At 55.9% G+C, this 19664-nt stretch carries 20 protein-coding genes, 1 tRNA gene and 1 pseudogene; 13 read left to right on the top strand and 9 right to left on the bottom strand.

The window, feature by feature from the left end:
- Positions 1 to 40: 40 nt before the first annotated feature.
- The 7 genes from DEU53_RS06220 to DEU53_RS06190 all read left to right on the top strand — a co-directional run bounded on the left by DEU53_RS06220 (position 41) and on the right by DEU53_RS06190 (position 8060).
- Entirely contained in the window at positions 41 to 1570 is a 1530-nt protein-coding gene (locus tag DEU53_RS06220) for a triacylglycerol lipase (protein ID WP_110866374.1), read from the top strand.
- Positions 1567 to 2673: a T6SS immunity protein Tli4 family protein gene (locus DEU53_RS06215; RefSeq protein ID WP_110866373.1), complete on the top strand. Its 1107-nt coding sequence runs from the start codon at positions 1567 to 1569 to the stop codon at positions 2671 to 2673. Before DEU53_RS06220 ends, DEU53_RS06215 begins: the two co-directional genes overlap by 4 nt.
- Positions 2674 to 2907: 234 nt before the next feature.
- Positions 2908 to 4671 (top strand): type VI secretion system baseplate subunit TssF, encoded by a 1764-nt coding sequence (tssF, locus tag DEU53_RS06210; protein WP_110866372.1) that lies wholly within the window; start codon positions 2908 to 2910, stop codon positions 4669 to 4671.
- The gene (gene tssG / locus DEU53_RS06205) at positions 4626 to 5723 is read left to right on the top strand and encodes a type VI secretion system baseplate subunit TssG (RefSeq protein WP_110866371.1); all 1098 of its coding nucleotides are present in this window, start codon (positions 4626 to 4628) and stop codon (positions 5721 to 5723) included. Before tssF ends, tssG begins: the two co-directional genes overlap by 46 nt.
- A complete protein-coding gene (tssJ, locus tag DEU53_RS06200) occupies positions 5698 to 6231 on the top strand; it encodes a type VI secretion system lipoprotein TssJ (RefSeq protein WP_110866370.1) in 534 nt (177 codons plus the stop codon). The genes tssG and tssJ overlap by 26 nt, the downstream gene beginning before the upstream one ends.
- A 2-nt stretch (positions 6232 to 6233) precedes the next feature.
- Entirely contained in the window at positions 6234 to 6674 is a 441-nt protein-coding gene (gene tssE / locus DEU53_RS06195) for a type VI secretion system baseplate subunit TssE (RefSeq protein WP_199559676.1), read from the top strand.
- A gap of 36 nt (positions 6675 to 6710) precedes the next feature.
- Complete coding sequence (locus tag DEU53_RS06190) at positions 6711 to 8060, top strand: VasL domain-containing protein (RefSeq protein ID WP_110866368.1); 1350 nt, start codon at positions 6711 to 6713, stop codon at positions 8058 to 8060.
- 118 nt (positions 8061 to 8178) lie between these two features.
- Here DEU53_RS06190 and DEU53_RS06185 read toward each other — a convergent pair.
- Positions 8179 to 8266 (bottom strand) — tRNA-Ser (locus DEU53_RS06185).
- Between the two features lie 244 nt (positions 8267 to 8510).
- Between DEU53_RS06185 and phoA the strand changes: the two genes are divergently transcribed.
- The gene (gene phoA / locus DEU53_RS06180; protein WP_110866367.1) at positions 8511 to 9917 is read left to right on the top strand and encodes an alkaline phosphatase; all 1407 of its coding nucleotides are present in this window, start codon (positions 8511 to 8513) and stop codon (positions 9915 to 9917) included.
- A 38-nt stretch (positions 9918 to 9955) separates the two neighbouring features.
- Here phoA and gap read toward each other — a convergent pair whose 3' ends face one another.
- Together gap and DEU53_RS06170 are read right to left on the bottom strand one after the other, a co-directional pair.
- Positions 9956 to 10960, bottom strand: a complete 1005-nt coding sequence (gene gap / locus DEU53_RS06175; RefSeq protein WP_110866366.1) for a type I glyceraldehyde-3-phosphate dehydrogenase — start codon at positions 10958 to 10960, stop codon at positions 9956 to 9958.
- A gap of 78 nt (positions 10961 to 11038) precedes the next feature.
- Positions 11039 to 12019: a GlxA family transcriptional regulator gene (locus DEU53_RS06170; RefSeq protein ID WP_110866365.1), complete on the bottom strand. Its 981-nt coding sequence runs from the start codon at positions 12017 to 12019 to the stop codon at positions 11039 to 11041.
- 244 nt (positions 12020 to 12263) lie between these two features.
- Between DEU53_RS06170 and DEU53_RS06165 the strand changes: the two are divergent.
- Positions 12264 to 12380: pseudogene (locus DEU53_RS06165) on the top strand (Bcr/CflA family drug resistance efflux transporter); the annotation flags it as partial.
- Positions 12381 to 12602: 222 nt separating this feature from the next.
- Positions 12603 to 12881 carry a hypothetical protein gene (locus tag DEU53_RS06160; protein WP_101764090.1) on the top strand — a complete coding sequence of 93 codons (279 nt, stop codon included), beginning with the start codon at positions 12603 to 12605 and terminating at the stop codon, positions 12879 to 12881.
- A 43-nt stretch (positions 12882 to 12924) separates the two neighbouring features.
- Here the strand turns inward: DEU53_RS06160 and DEU53_RS06155 are convergent, their stop codons facing one another.
- Positions 12925 to 13134 carry a CsbD family protein gene (locus DEU53_RS06155; RefSeq protein ID WP_007892931.1) on the bottom strand — a complete coding sequence of 70 codons (210 nt, stop codon included), beginning with the start codon at positions 13132 to 13134 and terminating at the stop codon, positions 12925 to 12927.
- A 308-nt stretch (positions 13135 to 13442) separates the two neighbouring features.
- Between DEU53_RS06155 and DEU53_RS06150 the strand changes: the two genes are divergently transcribed.
- Complete coding sequence (locus tag DEU53_RS06150) at positions 13443 to 14060, top strand: TetR/AcrR family transcriptional regulator (protein ID WP_110866364.1); 618 nt, start codon at positions 13443 to 13445, stop codon at positions 14058 to 14060.
- Positions 14061 to 14121: 61 nt separating this feature from the next.
- A complete protein-coding gene (locus DEU53_RS06145) occupies positions 14122 to 14325 on the top strand; it encodes a hypothetical protein (RefSeq protein WP_101764092.1) in 204 nt (67 codons plus the stop codon).
- A 74-nt stretch (positions 14326 to 14399) separates the two neighbouring features.
- On the opposite strand, the gene DEU53_RS06140 is transcribed toward DEU53_RS06145, so the two are convergent.
- The 4 genes from DEU53_RS06140 to DEU53_RS06125 are packed head-to-tail and all read right to left on the bottom strand — an operon-like array spanning position 14400 to position 18376.
- Positions 14400 to 15713: an MFS transporter gene (locus DEU53_RS06140; RefSeq protein WP_110866363.1), complete on the bottom strand. Its 1314-nt coding sequence runs from the start codon at positions 15711 to 15713 to the stop codon at positions 14400 to 14402.
- Positions 15706 to 16341: a DUF4286 family protein gene (locus DEU53_RS06135; protein WP_110866362.1), complete on the bottom strand. Its 636-nt coding sequence runs from the start codon at positions 16339 to 16341 to the stop codon at positions 15706 to 15708. The genes DEU53_RS06140 and DEU53_RS06135 overlap by 8 nt, the downstream gene beginning before the upstream one ends.
- A gap of 2 nt (positions 16342 to 16343) precedes the next feature.
- A complete protein-coding gene (locus tag DEU53_RS06130) occupies positions 16344 to 17687 on the bottom strand; it encodes an amidase (protein ID WP_110866361.1) in 1344 nt (447 codons plus the stop codon).
- 8 nt (positions 17688 to 17695) lie between these two features.
- Positions 17696 to 18376, bottom strand: coding sequence for a DUF2848 domain-containing protein (locus tag DEU53_RS06125; RefSeq protein WP_110866360.1), 681 nt, complete (start codon positions 18374 to 18376; stop codon positions 17696 to 17698).
- A 115-nt stretch (positions 18377 to 18491) separates the two neighbouring features.
- Here DEU53_RS06125 and DEU53_RS06120 point away from each other — a divergent pair, with 115 nt between their 5' ends.
- Positions 18492 to 19166: a GntR family transcriptional regulator gene (locus DEU53_RS06120; protein ID WP_110866359.1), complete on the top strand. Its 675-nt coding sequence runs from the start codon at positions 18492 to 18494 to the stop codon at positions 19164 to 19166.
- Here DEU53_RS06120 and DEU53_RS06115 read toward each other — a convergent pair.
- Positions 19163 to 19549 carry a cupin domain-containing protein gene (locus DEU53_RS06115; RefSeq protein WP_199559675.1) on the bottom strand — a complete coding sequence of 129 codons (387 nt, stop codon included), beginning with the start codon at positions 19547 to 19549 and terminating at the stop codon, positions 19163 to 19165. The two genes, DEU53_RS06120 and DEU53_RS06115, sit on opposite strands and share 4 nt — an antisense overlap.
- Between the last annotated feature and the right edge of the window lie 115 nt (positions 19550 to 19664).

Below are 19664 nucleotides of genomic sequence, written 5' to 3'. Positions count from 1 at the left end.
CCTGTATCCTTTACAACTAATAATAACTGGAAGTTAGCGCATGGATGACAACGAAAACAAATCTTTTCATCGCCCCATTTGGGATGATAACGGTCAATTTCATTACGAATTAATTTCTCAACCGAAAGAAAATAATCACCTGGCGATATGCCTCGTGCCGCCCGAAAAAGTGATCCCAATAATATTTATTCCAGGTGTAATGGGATCAAACCTTAAAAACCAACAGAGCGAAGTCTGGCAGTTTAGTGCCTCGTCGCTTAAAAAATGGACGCTAGCCAGCCCGGATAAAAGGAAATTTTTGCTCGATCCGAAGACCACGACAGTTGACGACAGAGGGGCCATTCTTAACGATGGCGTTGACGGAAACAAATTCCCCTCACGGCGGGATCGCGGATGGGGAAGCGCGTTTTATAAGAGCTACGGGGAGGCGCTCGACCGGCTGCAATACCTGCTCAACGACGACGACATCCTGATGGATAATTACTTCAGGGAGGCGCAGCTGCAGACTGCACGACAGCGTTTTACCGGTGTCAGAATCGGTGACGAACCGGCAGAACAGGTGCTGACAGAAGTAGAAACGGCCCACAGCCACCGATTTTTATACCCACTGCACGTTTTTGGTTACAACTGGCTACAGTCCAATGTGGACTCAGCAACGCTGCTGGGCGCGTATATCAGCAAAGTGCTGGGTGATTATCACGGCCGTCTCGCGGTGAACAAAGTCATTCTGATCACCCACTCGATGGGCGGGCTGGTTGCCCGGCACTACTCAGAAAACATGAATGGACAGGAAAATATTCTGGGGATGGTGCACGGCGTGATGCCGGACCTCGGCTCGCCGGCGGCGTACCGTCGCATGAAAACCGGTGAGCGCGGCGTGACCGGGATGATTATCGGCGACAGCGCAGAAAAGCTGATGCCGGTGCTGGCACAGTCCCCCGGCCCGCTGCAGCTGCTGCCGGGCAGTGCTTATGGTCCGGGTTGGCTGAAAATAGAGGGGAACGGTCCCCGCCAGTCCCTGCCGGTGGATGACCCGTATGAGGAAATCTACCTGAATAAAACCGCCTGGTGGCGGCTGTGTGAGCAGGATTTATTGTTGGGAGATACGCAAAAAGAGTGGTGGGATTATCAGGATCGGATAAAAGTAGATGTAAAAAAATTCATTGAAAAACTGAATGACAAATATCACCCGCAGACCTGGCTGTTTTACGGTGCTAATGAGAATAATCCGTCTGATGCGTTTCTGACGTGGAAAGAGAAAATCCCTCTGCGCGTGAAGGAGGCGCAGAGGTTTAGGAAAGATGCCGGAGAGCCTCTTGAGTTGTCCCCGTTAAGAACCCACGAGCTGATTTCTGCCGGAACACCCGGCGATGGCACAGTGCCAGTCTCGGCAATCCGTATCTCATCCCCTCGTATTCATGGGGTGCTGGCGACCGATGTTGATCATGAAGGAGCTTATGCGGTTGACCCCGTGGATCGCTCCCGTTCGGTTTACCACGACCTGTCAGACGCCCTGATGTTCACGGTCCGCTCAGTGGTTAAAATTGTGCAGCAGGTACCGACCCCATGAAAAAATTCCCTCTTCAACTGCTTGTCCCGCTGGCAATGGTGTTGCTGGCGACAGGATTCTACATTCACAACTATGTGACGTTTGTGCATACGCCTCCGGCGTTAACGGACAAGGAAAAACGTATGGTCGATACCCTGTTTACCAACACGAAAACCCAGTGTATGGGGCGCTTCGTGTTTGAGGTTCCTGCCTCTTTTGAAAATACCCTGACGGACCGCGCCCAGATTAATGAGGTCAGCATCAGCAGCAAGCGGCTCTATCGTCCAGCATTTGAGCAGCGTATACAGCTGCGGGAGGAGACGCTGAAAAACAGCCATACGGTTGATCCGATAGATCAGCCTTTTCTCAAGCAGGTGTATCGGGTCAGTGAGAATGCGGTGATCTTTGACCGTAATAAGAATGAGAGTGCAGCGGGGTTTGGTCGAGTTTTGGAAGGGCACCTGTACGTTGACGGGGTGGAGTTCATCATTTCCTCGGAGATAAGAGATGTCTCAGACCCAAAATATAAGCAGGACCGGGTCGAGTACTTGAATGGGGGGATGAGAGAAAATCAACTCAACACCAAGCCTCGGAAGCTGGCGGAGTTACAGGACTTAATGTCCCGTCTGAGCGGGCGAAAAGACAATGAAATTCCGACGCAGCCGGGAACCTGTATTTCAGAAGGATTTATCCGCGACGGGAGCGGGACGCCGAAGGAAAATATTACCTTTGTCTATCCGTATAATTCGGTCTTTTCTTTTGTTGTCTGGAGCCATAACGCCTTAAAAGAAAGTTCTACCATGATGGATCGAAGCGGTGAAATTCAGTCTTATCTAAATCAAATTAATGCCCAAACGCTGCGGAAGGGTAAAACGCAGATAGCCGGTTTCGATGCCAGCGAATGGCTGGCTACTGCTCCATCAGAACAATTACCCGATATCGCGTCAGCACAGTTATTGTTTACCGCTATAGCTAATGAGAAAACGGCGGACTTCAGGCATCCCAATCTTGACCTGACGTTGAGTAACCATGCACTTCCCCCACCGACTTTTAGTGATTCTGAACTTTTGGAAATATGGGATCGTATCATCCGTTCCTTCCGCATCAGGAATAATGCGTTCTAAGCTAAATACTCGGGCTGACGTAGAGGATCTTTTTGAGATCCTTTTTTTCTGATCGTAATCCAGGCGCTGCTGCATGTTGGCCCACCATCGCGTGCGACAGTTCTGCACTAAACGAAGGGCCTCAGCTAATGATCAGTGGAGCAGGAACAGATACTGAGCAGTTGTGGGCCACCGTCATCACACCCGTTAAAACCCAGACCTTAAATACTTAACGCAATAACTCATGGCCTAACTATGAAAGACCTAACCCTGCGCTATTACGATACCGAAATGCGCTACCTGCGTGATGCCGCAAAAGAATTCGCGGCTACGCATCCCGATCGCGCTGCGATGCTTAACCTTGACCGGGCTGGCGCGCCAGACCCGTTTGTTGAACGTCTGCTGGAGGGCTTTGCCTTTTCCGTCGGTCGCCTGCGTCAGAAAATTGATGACGACCTGCCGGAACTGACTGAAGGTCTGGTCAGCATGCTGTGGCCGCACTACTTGCGCACCATTCCGTCGCTGTCGGTGGTGGCGCTGACACCAGACCTGCCAAAAATGAAAATGGCGGAGGTGGCGCCAGCCGGACTGGAGGTCTATTCGCGTCCGGTTGGCCCGAAAAACACCGTGTGCCGCTACCGCACCACGCAGGCGCTGACGCTGAATCCGCTGGAAGTCGCTGGCGTGACAATGGCAACCGAGCCGGATGGGCGTTCGCTGCTGCGCATCCGCATCAACAGCAGCGGTCAGGCTGACTGGAATCAGACCGACCTGAGCCGCCTGCGCTTCTGGCTGGGTGAAGACGTACCGGTCAGTAACGCGCTGCACCAGATGCTGACGCGTCGCCAGGCGGCGTTGTATATCCGCCTTGCGGGTCAGGAAGAGCGTGCGCGGCTCGACGGCTGGTTCAGCCCCGGCGGATTTGGCGACGATGACCGGCTGTGGCCTAAGGGCGACAGCGCATTCAGTGGCTATCAGCTGCTGCTGGAATATTTCACCTTCCCGGAGAAATTCCGCTTTGTTCATCTCAACGGGCTGGAGAACATCACGCTGCCACTGGGCCTTGCGTATTTCGATATTGAGGTGGTGTTCAGCGCGCAGTGGCAGAACGATCTGCCGGTGACGGATGAATCACTGCGGCTGCACTGCGTGCCGGTGATCAACCTGTTCACGCTGGAGGCCGATCCGTTAACGGTCAGCGGACTGGAGAGCGAATACCTGCTTCGTCCGAAGCGACTGCAGGACGGCCATACCGAAATCTACGCGGTGGATGCGGTTAACGGTTCGGGCATTGGCGGCAGCGCGGATTACGTGCCGTTCTCCAGTTTCCGCCACAAGGGCGGCATGATGCGTCGTCAGGCGCCTGAGCGCTACTTCCATACCCGTGTGCGCAAAGGAGTTAGCGGGCTACACGATACCTGGCTCATTCTCGGCGGCCAGCAATGGGAAGCGGGGCAGGAGCTGGCCAAAGATACGCTGTCGCTGCGCATCACCGGCACTAACGGTCAGTTACCGCGCCGGGCGCTGCAGAGCACGCTGCTGGATCGCTGCGAACAGGTATTACAGACGCCGGTAACGGTGCGCAACCTGTGTCGTCCAACGCTGCCCGCTTATCCACCGGCAGAAGATCGCTTTCACTGGCGCGTGCTGAGCCATCTCGGCTCTGGCTTCATCAATATGATGAGCAGTGCAGAAGTGCTACGCGGCACGCTTGCGCTCTACAACTGGCAGGATGACGAGCTGTGTAATCGCAAGCTCGACGCCATTCTTGACGTGCAGCATCACCGTCTGCAGCGCTTTGAAAACGGTTATCTGCTGCGTGGTCTCGAAGTGGAAATCACGTTGGACAGCAATGGCTTCACCGGTGACGGTGACATCAACCTGTTCGGCGAGATGCTCAACCGCTTCCTGTCACTTTACGCCGACATGAATCAGTTCATTCAGCTCTCCCTCATCATCCGGCCAGAAGGAAAATGCATTCGGTGGAAAGAGAATCACAGCCAGCGCCTGCCCGGCTAATTGCGCAGCTGGGTGATCGGCTGCCTTACATGAACTTTTACCGCTTCTGCCAGCTGCTTGAGCAAAGCGATCCCGACGCGCCAGTGCCCGGCAGCGGCTGGCAGGTGCGCCATGAGCCGGTGCGCTTCCGTCCGCATCCGGGCATGGGCTTTCCGGCGGGCGAAATCCGCGGCTATGAAAATCCTGCCCGTCCCGGTTTGCCGCCGACTGTGCGCGTCAACTTTATGGGGCTGTACGGCACCGAATCGCCGCTGCCAACGCGCTATATCGATGACATCGCTCAGCGCCGCGATGGCCATGAGGCGATGCAGGATTTTCTCGATATCTTTAATCATCGCCTGACCACCCAGTTCTATCGTATCTGGCGCAAGTATTCCTATCCGGCAACCTTCGCAGAAGGCGGTCGCGATAATACCTCGCAGTATTTGCTGGGACTGGCCGGACTCGGCATTAAAGGCTGTGCAGAAAACGTCGCCACGCCGGTATCGCGTTTCCTGGCGCTTCTGCCAGTGATGTTGCTGCCGGGGCGCACCGGTGAGGGTGTGAGTTCGCTGGTCACCCTGCTGGCGCCGGATACGCGAGCGGAGATAAAGCCTTGGGAGCCGCGCCGCATTGAGCAGCGAAACGTCCTGGCGATGAGTGTACGTAAGCCGGTGAGCATGAAGAATCGCCCGGTGATGGGGACGCACGCCACCGACGTCAACGGCCAGGTGTTGATTCGGCTGTTCACGCGCAATCGCGACGAAGTCAGCGGCTGGCTGCCGGGCGGACAACTGCACGGCGATTTTATGGCGATGCTGCACGTTTATCTCGGAGCGAAGCTCGATGCGCGACTGGAGCTATGCGTGGAGCGCAGCCTGCTACCCGATGCGCAGCTAAGCTGCCGTGAAGCTGATGCGGTGCTGCTGGGACGCACTGCCGTGCTGCCCCAATTGAGCGCATCACATTCTAAAAGAGATGACGTTATTACTATTCAGCTCGGCCGCTATGAGCGCGTCCGGGTCAACACATCAAGGATTGAGACCGATGAAGAAGGCGATTACCGCTGGTAAAACCCTGCTCCCTATAATATTCGCGCTGGCCGTCAGCGGATGCGGACTGACGCAGAAAGTGTCGGACGGCACTGTTTCGATGACCAGAGCCATTTTCTACAAACAGATTAAAACGCTGCACCTCGACTTTGTCGCGCGCGAAGGTGTTAACCGCAATGCTCAGGGCGCAGCGTTGACCACCGTGGTGCGCGTCTGGCAGTTGAAGGATCGTAAAGCGTTCGACAGCTCGGACTATCCATCGCTGCTGGCCGCCGACAGCCAGGCGCTGAAGACCGATTTAGTGGCGGAGAAATCGGTGAGCGTGCGTCCCGGCGAGTCAGTGAGTATTGATGTGCCGATGGAAGAGAATGCAAAGTTTGTCGCAGTAGCGGGCATGTTTTTGTCACCGGACCAGCAGAATGAGAAATGGCGGCTGGTGCTAACGCGTGACGACCTCGATCCCGACAAGGCGAGCATTATTGAACTGGGCGACGGTACATTGACGTTGCTGGCCGTGAAGAAGGAGTAATCATGACACCTTCACTTTACGACATTCTGTACGGCAATTTTGAAGGTGATCTGGAGCTGGAACGTGTTGGCGAAGAGAACCAGGTGATTTTGTCGGTGCTGGATAACATGCAGCGCATTCTCAACAGCCGCGCCGGTTCGCTGGCGCACCTGCCGGATTACGGCCTGCCGGATATGACGCGCATCCTGCAGGGCATGCCCGGCACCGCGCACCAGTTGATGCACACACTTTCCGGCGTGCTACTGAAATATGAGCCGCGTCTGAAGCGGGTTGACATTGTGATGTTGGAGCAGACGCAGCCCGGCGAATTGCGCTACGCGATTGATGCCGAGTTAAAGGATGTAGGACTGGTGCGCTTCGGCACCGAATTTATGCCGGAAGGGCGCGTGATGATCCGCCATATGAAACAGCAGCAATATCTGGATGCCAGGGCATCTGTTTAATTTTTTTGCCTGATTAGGGCTTTTCGGAACACAGCAATGACTTCATCTCAACCTCGCTTCGTCAAAACCGGCGGCGATCCACGCGCGTTCGCGGAATATGCTGCGCTGCGTCAGGAAATGCAGAAACTCACGCATCCGGCGCGTCCGGATGTGGATTGGCCGCATGTCTCCGTGCTCTGTTTAACGCTGTTCGAAAAAAACGGCGTCGAGCTGCAAAGCGCGGTCTGGTACACGCTGTCGCGTGCGAACACGGCAGGAACGGCAGGTATGACGGAAGGCCTGGCGGTGCTGGTGGCATTGATTACCCGCGATTGGCCGACGTTATGGCCGCAGCCAGCGCACGCGCGCATCGAACTGCTGGCGGGACTGAGCCGTCGGTTACAGCAATTCCTGCGTACTCAAACGATAACCGAAGCAGACTTAACGGCGCTGAGCCAGGCGGCGCGCTTGCTCAGCGAGGTTGGCGATCATCTGCAACGCCTTGAACTGCGTCAGCTTAGTCAGATTGATCCGCTGCTAGACCGCATTCGCAGTGCGGTGGTGATGCTGGAACACTGCGATGTTTCAACATCTGATGCTGTGGCCAAGCTGCCTGAAGTCGTTCCGATTGAGAAGCCCGCGCTGGCGTTAGCAAGTGCAGAAGTCAGCGGCTGGGTGTATGTTCCTTCTGCGGGTGCGCCTGCACCCGATTTGCGGCGGCTGCGGCGTCGGGCATTTATCAGTGGCGTGGGCGCGACGCTGCTGAGCGTGTCACTTATCGCCGCTATAGGCTATTTGGTTGTGCAAAAAACTGAGCAGGAATCTCCGTTACAGCAAGCATTACTGGCTTCAATATCACCACTTCCTGCGCCTCTCTCACCGGAAATGATGGCTGAACTGCAGGCGAATCCCCCCGAATGGCTAAACGAAGCGGCATGGCTGGAGCAAACGCAGCAGCAATTGAACCGGCTACAAAACGTATCGCCGGACTGGAATCTGCAGCTCGGTAATACGCTGGTAATGCAGGCCAGCCTGGTGTGGCCTGATTTGGATGCGGTTAAAACGATGAGCGCACGCTGGAACAAGCAGCTTAACGCGGCAGCAATGCCAGCAGATAAAATGCAGGGATGGCAACAGGGCATGGAGCAGCTCAACACGTTGTCGCAGCGCCTGAATGGACTTGACGAGAAGCGCGGCAAATATCTGACGGTGAGCGAACTGAAAACAGCGGTCTACAATATGACGCAGGCGTTCAACGAAACGGTGCCACTGGAAGAGGAACTGCGCGTGTTGCAGCAATCGGACGATGACGCTACACAGAATCAGCTATCACAAGCGGAAATGCACCTGAAGCAGCTTATCGCCAGTTACCAAACGATAGCTACATCGTCAAAAGAGCAGGACTAGCAAAATCCGCAGCCAACCGGTATTCGCAGCTATCAAACTCTGCGGGGGTTTGAATCCCCCTTGCAGAAAACAGGCAAAAAAAAAGCCTGAACTTTCGTTCAGGCTCTTCTTTAGAATGTGGCGGTGAGAGGGGGATTCGAACCCCCGATACGTTGCCGTATACACACTTTCCAGGCGTGCTCCTTCAGCCACTCGGACACCTCACCACATTTTTTTGTCAACCGCGCTGGGTCAACGGGGCGCTACTATAGGGAGATCGCTGAAAAGGGTCAAGCGCTATTTTCTCCTTTTGTTCTATTCGCTTAAGCTCTGAGCGTATTGCCGTTAGCCTGCTCATCATGGCGATTCTGTCATCAAATCATTCCCTCTCTGTCACAAAAATGTCACCGCACTGTCGCAGACTTGTCCGCGGAAACATTTGGTTATATCTATGGAAAAGGATGCTTATAAATGAAACAGATACCTCTCTTTACGGTTACGCTGCTGGCTTCTCTGATCGCGACATCAGCAGTGGCAGACGATGCACACTATTCCCGCGCTGCTACCGGCGATGTCACCGAGCACGGCGGCGCGCGTCGTCTCACTGGCGACCAGACCGAAGCGCTAAGAGCGTCATTAAGCAATAGCACCGCGAAAAACGTGATTCTGCTGATTGGTGACGGCATGGGAGATTCGGAAATCACCGCCGCGCGTAATCAGGCGCGGGGCGCAGGCGGTTTCTTTCCAGGTCTTGATGCATTGCCGCTCACCGGTCAATACACGCACTATTCACTGGATAAGAAAACCCACAAGCCGAATTACGTGACGGATTCCGCCGCGTCGGCCACCGCGTGGGCCACCGGCACCAAATCCTATAACGGTGCGATTGGCGTCGACGTGAACGGCAAAGATCAGGTAACGATTCTTGAGCTGGCGAAAGCCGCCGGTAAAGCCACCGGCAACGTTTCCACTGCTGAACTGCAGGATGCCACGCCAGCAGCGTTGATCGCCCACGTCACTTCGCGCAAATGCTACGGCCCGGAGAAAACCAGCGAATTGTGCCCGACTAACGCGCTGGAGCAGGGCGGTAAAGGATCGATTACCGAGCAGATGCTAAAAACCCGTGCGGACGTCACGCTGGGCGGCGGCGCAAAATCCTTCGGCGAAACCGCCAAAGCTGGCGAGTATCAGGGTAAAACCCTGCGCGAACAGGCACAGGCGCTGGGTTATCAGTGGGTTGATAATCTCGATGGCATGAACGCCATTCAGCAGGCCGACCAGAGTAAACCGGTGCTTGGCCTGTTTGCCGACGGCAATATGCCGGTGCGCTGGCAGGGACCGAAAGCCAGCTATCACGGCAACATTGATAAGCCGGTGGTGACCTGTGAAGTGAATAAAGAGCGTCCGGCTTCGGTACCGACGCTGGCGCAGATGACCAAAAAAGCCATCGATCTGCTAAGCACTAATGAGAAAGGCTTCTTCCTGCAGGTGGAAGGCGCGTCAATTGATAAGCAGGATCATGCGGCCAATCCATGCGGTCAAATTGGTGAAACCGTCGATCTGGATGAAGCGGTGCAGCAGGCGCTGGCCTTTGCGCGCGAACATGGCGACACGCTGGTGGTGGTGACCGCCGACCACGCGCACAGCAGCCAGATCGTGGAAAACGGCACCAAAGCGCCGGGTCTGACGCAGGCGGTGAATACCAAAGATGGCGCAGTGATGACCATCAGCTACGGCAATTCAGAAGAGGATTCGCAGGAACACACCGGTACGCAGGTGCGCATTGCGGCGTACGGCCCGCATGCGGCTAACGTGGTGGGCTTGACCGATCAGACCGATCTGTTCTTTACCCTGAAGGATGCGATGGGGTTGAAGTAGCCAGGATAACGGTCGCCATTAACGGCGACCGTTATACCTTACAACCCGCGTTTTGCCATCAACCGCGCTAAATCCACCAGACGATTGGAAAAGCCCCATTCGTTATCGTACCAGGCAAGGATCTTCACCAGATTGCCACCAATCACCAGCGTCGAAAGCCCATCAATAATCGATGAACGGGCATCGCCCTGATAATCGCTCGATACCAGCGGCTCGTCGCTGTATCCCAGAATCCCCTTCAGCGGACCTTCTGCCGCCGCGGCTTTAAACGCGTCATTCACCTCTTCTTCTGTCACGTCGCGTTTCAGCGTCACGGTCAAATCCACAATCGACACCACCGGCACGCGCAGGGAATAGCCGGTTAATCGACCCTCCAGCTCCGGAATCACCCGACCGAGCGCCTTCGCCGCACCGCTTGAGTAAGGCACAATCGACAACGCCGCCGCCCGCGCGCCGCGCAGATCTTTCTCCGGCTGATCGTGCAGCACCTGGCTGTTGGTATAAGCAAGCGTGGTGTTCATTAAACCGTGCTCGATACCAAACGCCTGGTGCAGCACCGCCGCCGCTGGCGCTAAGCCGTTGGTGGTGCAGCTGCCGTTACTCACCACAAAGTGTTGCTGCGGATCGTAACGTTGATCGTTCACGCCCAGCACAATTGTCAGGTCATCGTTCTTGCCCGGCGCGGAGATAATCACGCGCTTAGCACCGCCGCTGGTGATATGCACTGCGGCTTTGTCGCGTTCGGTGAAGAAGCCGGTGGCTTCAATCACGATATCCACGCCGACATCGCGCCAGCGAATATTCGCCGGATCGCGCTCGCTGAACACGCGCACCGCTTTGCCATCAATGCGCAATTCGCCTTCACCGGCTTCCACTTCCGCCGGTAGCCTGCCGAGCAGGGAGTCGTGTTTCAACAGATGCGCGAGAGTTTTACTGTCGGTGAGGTCGTTGATGGCGACGATTTCAATATCATCGCTGCCCAGCGCTGCACGAAAAACGTTACGTCCGATACGGCCAAAGCCTTTAATGCCGATCTTAGTCATGATTGATTCCTTTTCCGAAGATGCTGGAGTCACTCTAAGCCGATGGCACTGTGGCGTAAACGCCAAAAAAGGATCACTTTACGCCAATTTCCGACAGTGGAAGCGCTGGCGATATTCACCCGGCGTGAGATGCAGTTGACGCTCAAAGCTGCGGCGTAAATTGATGCTGCTACCAAAGCCGGTATGTTGTGCGATGCGCTCCAGTGTGTCGTTGCTTTGCTCCAGCAGTTCACGCGCGGCGGCGAGGCGCGCTTCGGCCACATAGCGCGCGGGCGGTGCGCCGGTTTCACGGGTGAACACGCGGGTAAAGTTGCGCGGGCTCATGGCGACGCGCTCCGCCAGTTTCTCGACTGAGAGATCTTCGGCGAGGTTGGCGCGGACCCAGCGCTGCAGTTCACCGATCGGGCCAATGCCGCTCGGCGTTTGCAGATGAAAGCGGCTGAACTGCATCTGTCCGCCCGGACGGCGCAGATACATCACCATATCCTGCGCGATATCACGCGCCACGCTAAAGCCGAAATCCTCTTCCACCAGCGCTAATGTCAGGTCAAAGCCCGAGCTGACGCCGCCGGAGGTCCAGATCGGTCCGTCCTGAATAAACAGCGGACCGCCTTCCACCTGAATCTCGGGATAGCGCGATTGCAAGGTATCGAGCAAGCGCCAGTGCGTGGTGGCGCGGCGACCTGCCAGCAAGCCGGATTCCGCCAGCAGCATCGCGCCGCCACATACCGACACCACGCGGCGCGCCTGCGGAGCCGCCAGCTTGATGAAATCGACCACCATATTGCCTTCTTCCACGCTGTCGCCGCGCCCGGTGATCATGATGGTGTCCCACGCAGTGCGCGGATCGAGATCGGCCAGCTTGAGATCGGCTAATAGATTGAGGCCGGATTGGCCGTGGATCACCTGATGCGATTGGGTGGTGGCGAGGCTAACGCGATAGCGTTGCTGATCGACGCCAACCGGCAGATGCTGATTGGCGCGCATCAGGATATCGGCGATACCCGCCGCTTCAAACAGCATGCCGCCGTCGGGCACAATAATCAGAAAGGTTTTCATGGCGTGAAATAGATATTTTGACGGAATAAGCCAGAGTGTCTCATGGCATCTGGATTATTTCCAGGCATAGCAGATCACGATATGCGGCAACTTTGATTAATGAATTTCCTCCCTGGCGCAACGTCATTTCACGCCATTATCTTCACAATCACATCCGCTAACATGGATGAATTCGATCTCGCTGGAATTCAACATGGATCACGCCTCAATGCGTACGTAATCCTTTACCGTCAAGTCGAGTGGTTTGCCGTTTATCCTCATTCTGAGTGGGTTAATGGTGATCACTTCGTTTTCCACGGATATCTATCTGCCCGCCATGCCGATCATGGCGCGCGAGCTGCACGGCGATGCGGAACTTACAGAGTGATTGTTGAACGTTATCCTGCTGCTCTGCAGGAGCGGGTTGGCGGCTAAGCCAGACTAACGTTTGCGGCGTGACGTTCAGCTGCCGCAAGCGTTGTATGTCTATGCATTTTCGATTGCATCGACACTTTTTTGTATTTGACGTTTTTTTCTCAGTGGGTATGCTCAGCCACGTCAGGATCCCCCGGCCAGGGTTGGTTGAGACGATTACAGAGAGCCCATGAAAAACAGTAATGACAAACAGTTATGCGACATCGCGATTGGTGATGCGGTGATGGAATTATTTAACCAGGATGCGCCGGTTTCGCGTACCACGCTGCTCGCGCAATTAGAGAAGATGATACATGCGGGTGTGACGGCGGAAGAGGTACGGATCGCCAGACTGGCTTTAGAGCTGGTGACGAACAGCAGCACAGCCGACAAGGTTGAACAATCGGAAGAGAACGTGATGAGCTTTAGAGCGAAAAACGTTTCGGCGGATGACTCAACGCAGCACTGATCGCTGTATGCCGGACAAAGTTGTCCGGCATAACGGCGCGGCGTTACCAGCGGTACTTATTCGAATCTTCCCACTCTTTAACTTCTTTCTCCGCACGGTCTTTTTCATAACCGTAGCGTTCCTGGATTTTGCCGACCAGCTGATCGCGTTTTCCTTCAACCACGGTCATGTCATCATCGGTCAGGTCGCCCCATTTTTCCTTCACTTTCCCTTTGAACTGCTTCCAGTTGCCGCTAATACGATCTTCGTTCATGTTGATCTCCCTATTTCGTGGTGACTGTGTGCTGCCCTTCGCTGGCCTGATGCCAGCGGGTGAATTAATCCTGGCACAGGATTTGCGCTTTGCTTGCCTGAGCTGTGAGCTGACTCATAAATTTGCGATTGTGGGAGCCAGCGTGGAGAAAAAAAACCGATAATAGCAAAAAGTTATTCACTAACTCTTTGCTCTATAAGGCATTATGTTCGCCCGGCTATACAGACAATGCCGGGTTGCGATATAGTAACCGCCGATAAGACATTTCCGTCAACTTTTGGAAACCCGCATTCCCTGATGCCATCCGTATGAGTAAAACGCAACCCACCGACATGAAAAGCAGAGAACGTGGCCGCCCAAGAGAGTTCGATATCGAACAGGCTCTGGACAAAGCCATGATTGTTTTTCGTCAGAAGGGGTTTCATGCGGCTTCACTTAACGATCTGGGCGAAGCGATGGGGTTGACAGCGGGCAGCATCTACAAGGCTTTTAAAGATAAACGCAGCTTGTTTCTGCTGGTGTTTGAACGCTATCTTTCGGTGCGTAATGCCGATCTGCGCCAGCGTCTGGCACAGTTCACCAGCGGCCGCGAGAAGCTCGGCGAGCTGCTGCAGTTTTACCTTGATTCCGCGCGGGCGGTGGAAGGTCGCACCGGCTGTTTAGTGGTGGGCAGCGCGGTAGAGCTGCAGGTGCTGGATGACGATCTTTCGCAACTGGTGAGTGAAGCGGTCATTCGTAATAAAAACTTCCTCGCCTCGCTGCTCAAAATGGGCCAGGAAGATGGCTCGGTCACGCCCAATCTGGATGTGGACACCGCCGCGGGATTGATCCTCTGCATCGCCTTTGGCATGCGCGTTGTGGGCAAGATCACCGATGTAAAAGATGAACCAGAAACCATCAAGTTAGTTATGAAGCTGCTGGACTAAAATTTGTCTAATTAGGAGTCGGATACTTCCTAAATAAGCGAAGCGTAAAGACGGAGGGCAAGTGAAAGACGAAGATTCAGATATTACGGAAGAGATTCGCGCATTGGTGGGCAGGGTAGTGACACGTATCCTGCGTCCTGATGAAGCGCTTACCGTTCAGGAACTCATAGGCGCGTTGTATCGCCTAAGTTTGCGCTCCACCGACAGCAAAACCAAAGTCGCCTGCGAGAAAGCCATTCGTATCCTGGCGAAAAAACTGCACTAATAGGGTCGCGCGTGCCGCGCCTTGTTGTTCTCCTCTGCTGAAGTCTGGCAATCCCTCGCCAAACACCTCTCTGATTAAAGCGGGCGATGCGCGGTCTCTTTCGCCTTCCACAACGCAAACAGCGTGATCAGCAACGCCAGGCTGACATACAGCGATACCCACAGCGTGCTGCCCATCTCTTTATACAAGGTCGTGATGATCAGGGGCGCAAAGCCACCGCCAATGATTCCTGCCAGCGTGTAAGCCAGTGACGATCCGGCGTAGCGCACGTGGCTGGGGAACTGTTCGGTGACAAACGCCGCCTGCGGTCCGTACATCACCGCATGAATCAGCAAGCCGCCAATGACCGCCAGCACAATCAGCACCGGCTGTGAGCTATCCAGCAGCACAAAGAACACAAACGACCAAACGATTGCCAGCAGCGCACCGGCAATGTAGACCGGACGACGGCCGAGCTTGTCGGAGAGCGCACCAAACATCGGCACCGTAATCGCATTGCCAATTGCGCCGAGCATAGTGGCCATTAACGCCAGCGGACGCGGCAGTTGCAGCACGGTGGTGACGTAGGTGAGGGTGAACACCACCACCAACGCATACAACACGTCGGAGCCGATACGTGAACTGCCAGCGATCAGTAGCTCACGCGGATAGCGAACAAACACCTCTTTCAGCGGTGTATGCGTGGTTTTCTCCGCCTGCTGCATCGCGACAAAGGTTGGCGTCTCTTCTACGCCGCGACGCAGCCATAAGCCAAACATCACCAGCAGCAGACTCAGCAGGAACGGAATGCGCCATCCCCACTCCTGAAACTGCTCGCCGCTCAACGCAACCGTTACCAGCGTGATAAATCCGGTGCCAATCAAGGTACCGCACGAGGGACCTACCTGCGCAAACGAGGCGTTACGGCCACGCTTGTTGGCATCGCCATGCTCCATCGACAGCAACACTGCACCGGCCCATTCGCCGCCTAATGCAATACCCTGAATAAAGCGCAAGGCCACCAACAGCACCGGACTCCAGATGCCCCACACCGCATAGCCAGGCAGCAGGCCCATCAGCGCGGTGGTGACGCCCATAATCACCAGGGTGGTGATCAATACTGCTTTACGCCCGGCGACATCGCCAAGATGACCAAAGATAAAGCCGCCCACCGGACGGGAAATGTAGCCGACTGCATAGGTGGAGAACGCCAGAATGGTACCGACCAGCGGATCAAAGCTGGGGAAAAAGACGTGGTTAAACACCAGCGCCGCCATGATGTTGTAGACCGTGAAGTCATACCACTCCAGCGCGGTACCGATGGAGCTAGCCGCCGCGAGGCGACCGGTTTTGCTGTGGCTGGAGCGCGCGCCTGACGCGTGCGGCAACGTTGAATCGGTATTAGCCATGAGCCATCTCCTGTTGGGTTAACTGCCAGCTGAGGGAGTAGAGCTGTACGTCCGCGTTGAGTGCCTGCGCGGCATCGGCGGCGAGGGTTTTACACACTTGGGCGTCGCGGCAGGTCAGCAGCAGCATCGGATGCATTGGTCGCGTTGCGCTGGTTTCCCGTGGCAGCGGCGAGCTCAGCGTGGTGTCAGGCGTCAGCAAACGTGAGGCGATATAGCCGGGCGTTTGCTGCACGCTGCTTTGCCAGCTGCCCAGCGATGCAACATCTGTACCCGCTTTTAAGGTCAGCACCGCCAGATGGCTACCGGTGCCTTGTCCATGCTGATGCGAGATGGCGCAGACGCGGCGCATCGGATTGACCATTTTGCTGAGGTTCTTCACCGACCATTCGGTCTGGCGCGTGAAGGCGGCGTGATAATCGGCGCTGGTAAAGGCTTCCAGCGATGCGGTTTCATACAGGCCGAGGTATTTGCGTTCGGCATCCACCGCCTGATAACGCGTGCCGCTAAGAAAGCCGCTGATGGCCACGCGCTCTTCAACGTGTTCGTGGTCGTACCATTGGTTGAAATCCGCTTCATCTGCAGCATCGATATGGGTGGCGACAAACAGCATGCCGTGGGGTTGAGTCATGATCAGCTACTCCGTTTCAGGGTGGTTTCAATCGCGGCAGCCCAGCTGAGTAATGCAGCATCGTTGCCATGGGTGGAAGAGAGCATCAGGCCAACCGGCGCAGCGCCGGGCTGATGACAAGGCAGAGAAATCGAACAGCCATCCAGCATGTTGATCACGCTGGTATTGCGCAGCATCAGCAGATTGACCTGCATATAACGCGCGGGATCGTCGAGCTCAGTCAGCGTCGGCGCGATCAACGGCACCGTCGGCATCAGGATGCCGTCGAAAGGCGCAACCGCCTGCTCGACGCGCTGTTTCCAGTCGGCGCGCAGTTGGTAAAGTTCGGCGGCATCCTCTTCGTTCAGTAAGCTGCCGCGATTAATGCGCGTCAGCACCTGCGGATCATAGGCTTCTGGCTGGGATTGGGCGTAATGCTGATGCCATTGCCAGGCTTCCCACGCGGTAATGCCGCCACGCGCGTTAATGGAGTCCAGTTCTGCCAGCTCTGGCAGCGGCAGCTCGGTGATTTTCACGCCCTGCGCGCACAGCACATCAAGCGTATGCCGCCAGGCGGCGCTGACGTGTTCGTCAAGGCCAGCCAGCACGCGCGTCTGCGGGATGACGAAATGCGCTTCTGACAGATTCCGCTCATCGATTGTGAGGGGCCGATCGGCGATCACGCTATCGAGCAACCAGCAGCTGCGCACGTCGTGAGCGATCACACCGATGCTGTCGAGCGATGCCGCCAGCGGCAGCGTTCCGCGTTGATCGATGCGGCTGGCGCTCGGTTTAAAACCGGTTAAGCCGCACAGCGCCGCCGGAATGCGCACCGAACCGCCGGTATCGGTGCCAACCGCCGCCAGACACATGCCGTCGCTCACCGCGACTGCCGCACCGGAAGAGGAACCGCCCGGAATGCGCTGCTGCGCGCGCTGCCACGGATTGGCGGGTGTGCCGTAATGCGGATTGACGCCGAGGCCGGTGAAGGCGAACTCGCTCATATTGGTTTTGCCAACGATGGCGGCACCAGCCTGCTGCAGCCGATCCACCATGCTGGCGTTCGCCGCGGCTGGGCTGGCGCTACTGAGCAAGCGGGAGCCGGCGGTAGTGACTTCTCCGGCGACATCAAACAGATCTTTAATGCTGATGGGCAGACCATCAATCGCGCTGCGTGGCTGTTGCTGCTGCCAGCGCGCGCCGGCTTGTTCGGCCTGCTGGCGCGCAGCAGCGGTATACACCTTAGTGAAGACGCGTTTGCCTTCTCCGCTTTCCGCTGCAATTGCACTCAGTGCATGCTGGGTCGGGGTTTCAGGGCTGATTTGCCCGGCGAGCAGCTGCTGGCTCGCTTGCCATAACGTTGTCATAGAGAACCTCAGGCGATAACCGGCAGCGAGCCAGTGATGTAGGTGTGTTCCAGCGTGCGGTTCAGCACCGGATCGTGCAGCGCCATACGGAATTCACTGGCAGGGCGAATCCCGCCGATGGCGCTGAGCGTGCCGCACGACATGGCGAAACCTTCCTCAACCTGGCCCGCGGCAAAATAGCGGCTTAGCAGATCAAGTGGCGTCAGCAGCGAGGAGAGGGCGCCTTGCTGATAAGTCACCCAATCACCGTTGACGTTGATCCAGGCGCGCAGCTCCAGCTGATCCCAGTGCGCTTTGACGTCCGCCATGCGCCACGCGTGACCGGCCACCGGTTTGATGCACGCCTGTTTCGATAGCGCTACGCTGAACGTTTCCAGATGACGATCGGTATGATCAGAAATCAGCGAAACCCAATATTCGCCGCGATGGAAAAACACAAAGGGTTCAGCTTCACCGGACGTCTGATCGCCGACCACCTCCAGCTGCGTTTCCTGAGTTAATTGATTGGTTGCGACGCGATAAAACAGCGGCACTGCACCAGGAGCGGGCACGCCCAGCGCTTCCAGCTCCCTGATATGGTGCAGCACCGCTTCCTGATCGCGTCCTACCCAGCCCGCGATAACAAGTTGATTAATCTCAACATCCAGCACTGCCGCATCGGCGTAATCTGTTGTAAACCGTAATTGCATGGGATCGATCTCCAGGTGAGAAATGCGTGTGAAATTTCACTGTGATTTCAATCTAGCCATTTTCATGCCAGGTTTTTGTGTAATATGTCTCAGTTACCTAATAAGGATTTGCGTGATGAGTAATGTGATGGCTGAAAATGTGAGCTCGCCGACGACCCCGAAAAGCATTTCGCTTAACGAGCGCGCCTATCTGGCGTTCAAGCACCGGCTGATCACGCTGCGCTACAAACCGGGCGACTATCTCAATATCGCGCAGGTGATGGATGATCTTGAGATGGGCAGAACGCCGGTGAATCAGGCGGTGCATCGACTGGAGACGGAAGGGCTGTTGCAGATTATCCCGCGCAAGGGCGTGATGGTGTCGCCGCTGTCAATTGATGATGCGCTGGAGTTAATTGAGGTGCGTCTGGTGAATGAGGCGCTTTGCTTGCGGCTGGCTTCGCAGCGGGTCAATGCGGCGCAGATCATCTATCTGCGGGAGATGAATCAGCGCATTGCCAATGCCAGCGCCTCACGCGATCGCGAACAGATGATGCTGCTGGACCGCGAATTTCATCAGGTACTGGCGGACATCGCCGCCAACGGTCGGCTGGCCGATATTCTCAGCATTATCCACGCGCAGGCGCAGCGCTTCTGGGCCACCACGCTTTCCAGCGCTGCGCACATGAACGAAGTCATCGCCGAACACGAAGCGATCATTGCGGCGCTGGAGCAGGGAAATGCCGAGCTAGCGGAAGAGGCGGCGCGGGTGCATATCTATTCGTTTAAACAGGCGCTGCTGAATAATTAATATTCGGCTTCTTCACCCGGCAGCGGAATAGAGAGTTCCATGCCCTCAACCCCGGCGTAGAAAATAATCAGCTCGGCACGCTGATTCGTGGTGAAACCACGATGGGCAATGTCGATGGATTCATTAAAGGCTTCGCCAGCGTTAAACGTTTTAGTCTCGCCGCTGGCTTTGTCTTCGATAGTCAGCGATCCCGATAAAATATACGCGGTATTCGGCATCGGATGCGTATGCCACGGCAGCTCGGAATGTGCAGGAAGGGTCATCTTCATCACCGTGATCTCGGGCTTACCGGCTGGATAGTGTTCAATATGCTGGCCATTCCAGGCTTGCCCGCTTTGCAGTAGCGTTTCTGCACTGTTTTCATGTTCGTTATCGGCGCTCATCCCATTCCTCTGAATCGTCATTAAAATCTCTCCCGCACAGGATAGTGCAAATCAGCAAGGCTGCGCGTGCAATCACTGTCAGCCTAAGCCGCTCGGTGATGCTCGGGTCACTTGT

It is taken from the genome of Pantoea sp. AG1095, assembly GCF_003208415.1.
In the GTDB taxonomy this organism is placed as follows: Bacteria; Pseudomonadota; Gammaproteobacteria; order Enterobacterales; family Enterobacteriaceae; genus Pantoea; species Pantoea leporis.
The sequence above is the reverse complement of the archived record's forward strand: the minus strand, read 5'-3'. Positions and strand labels throughout refer to the sequence as shown.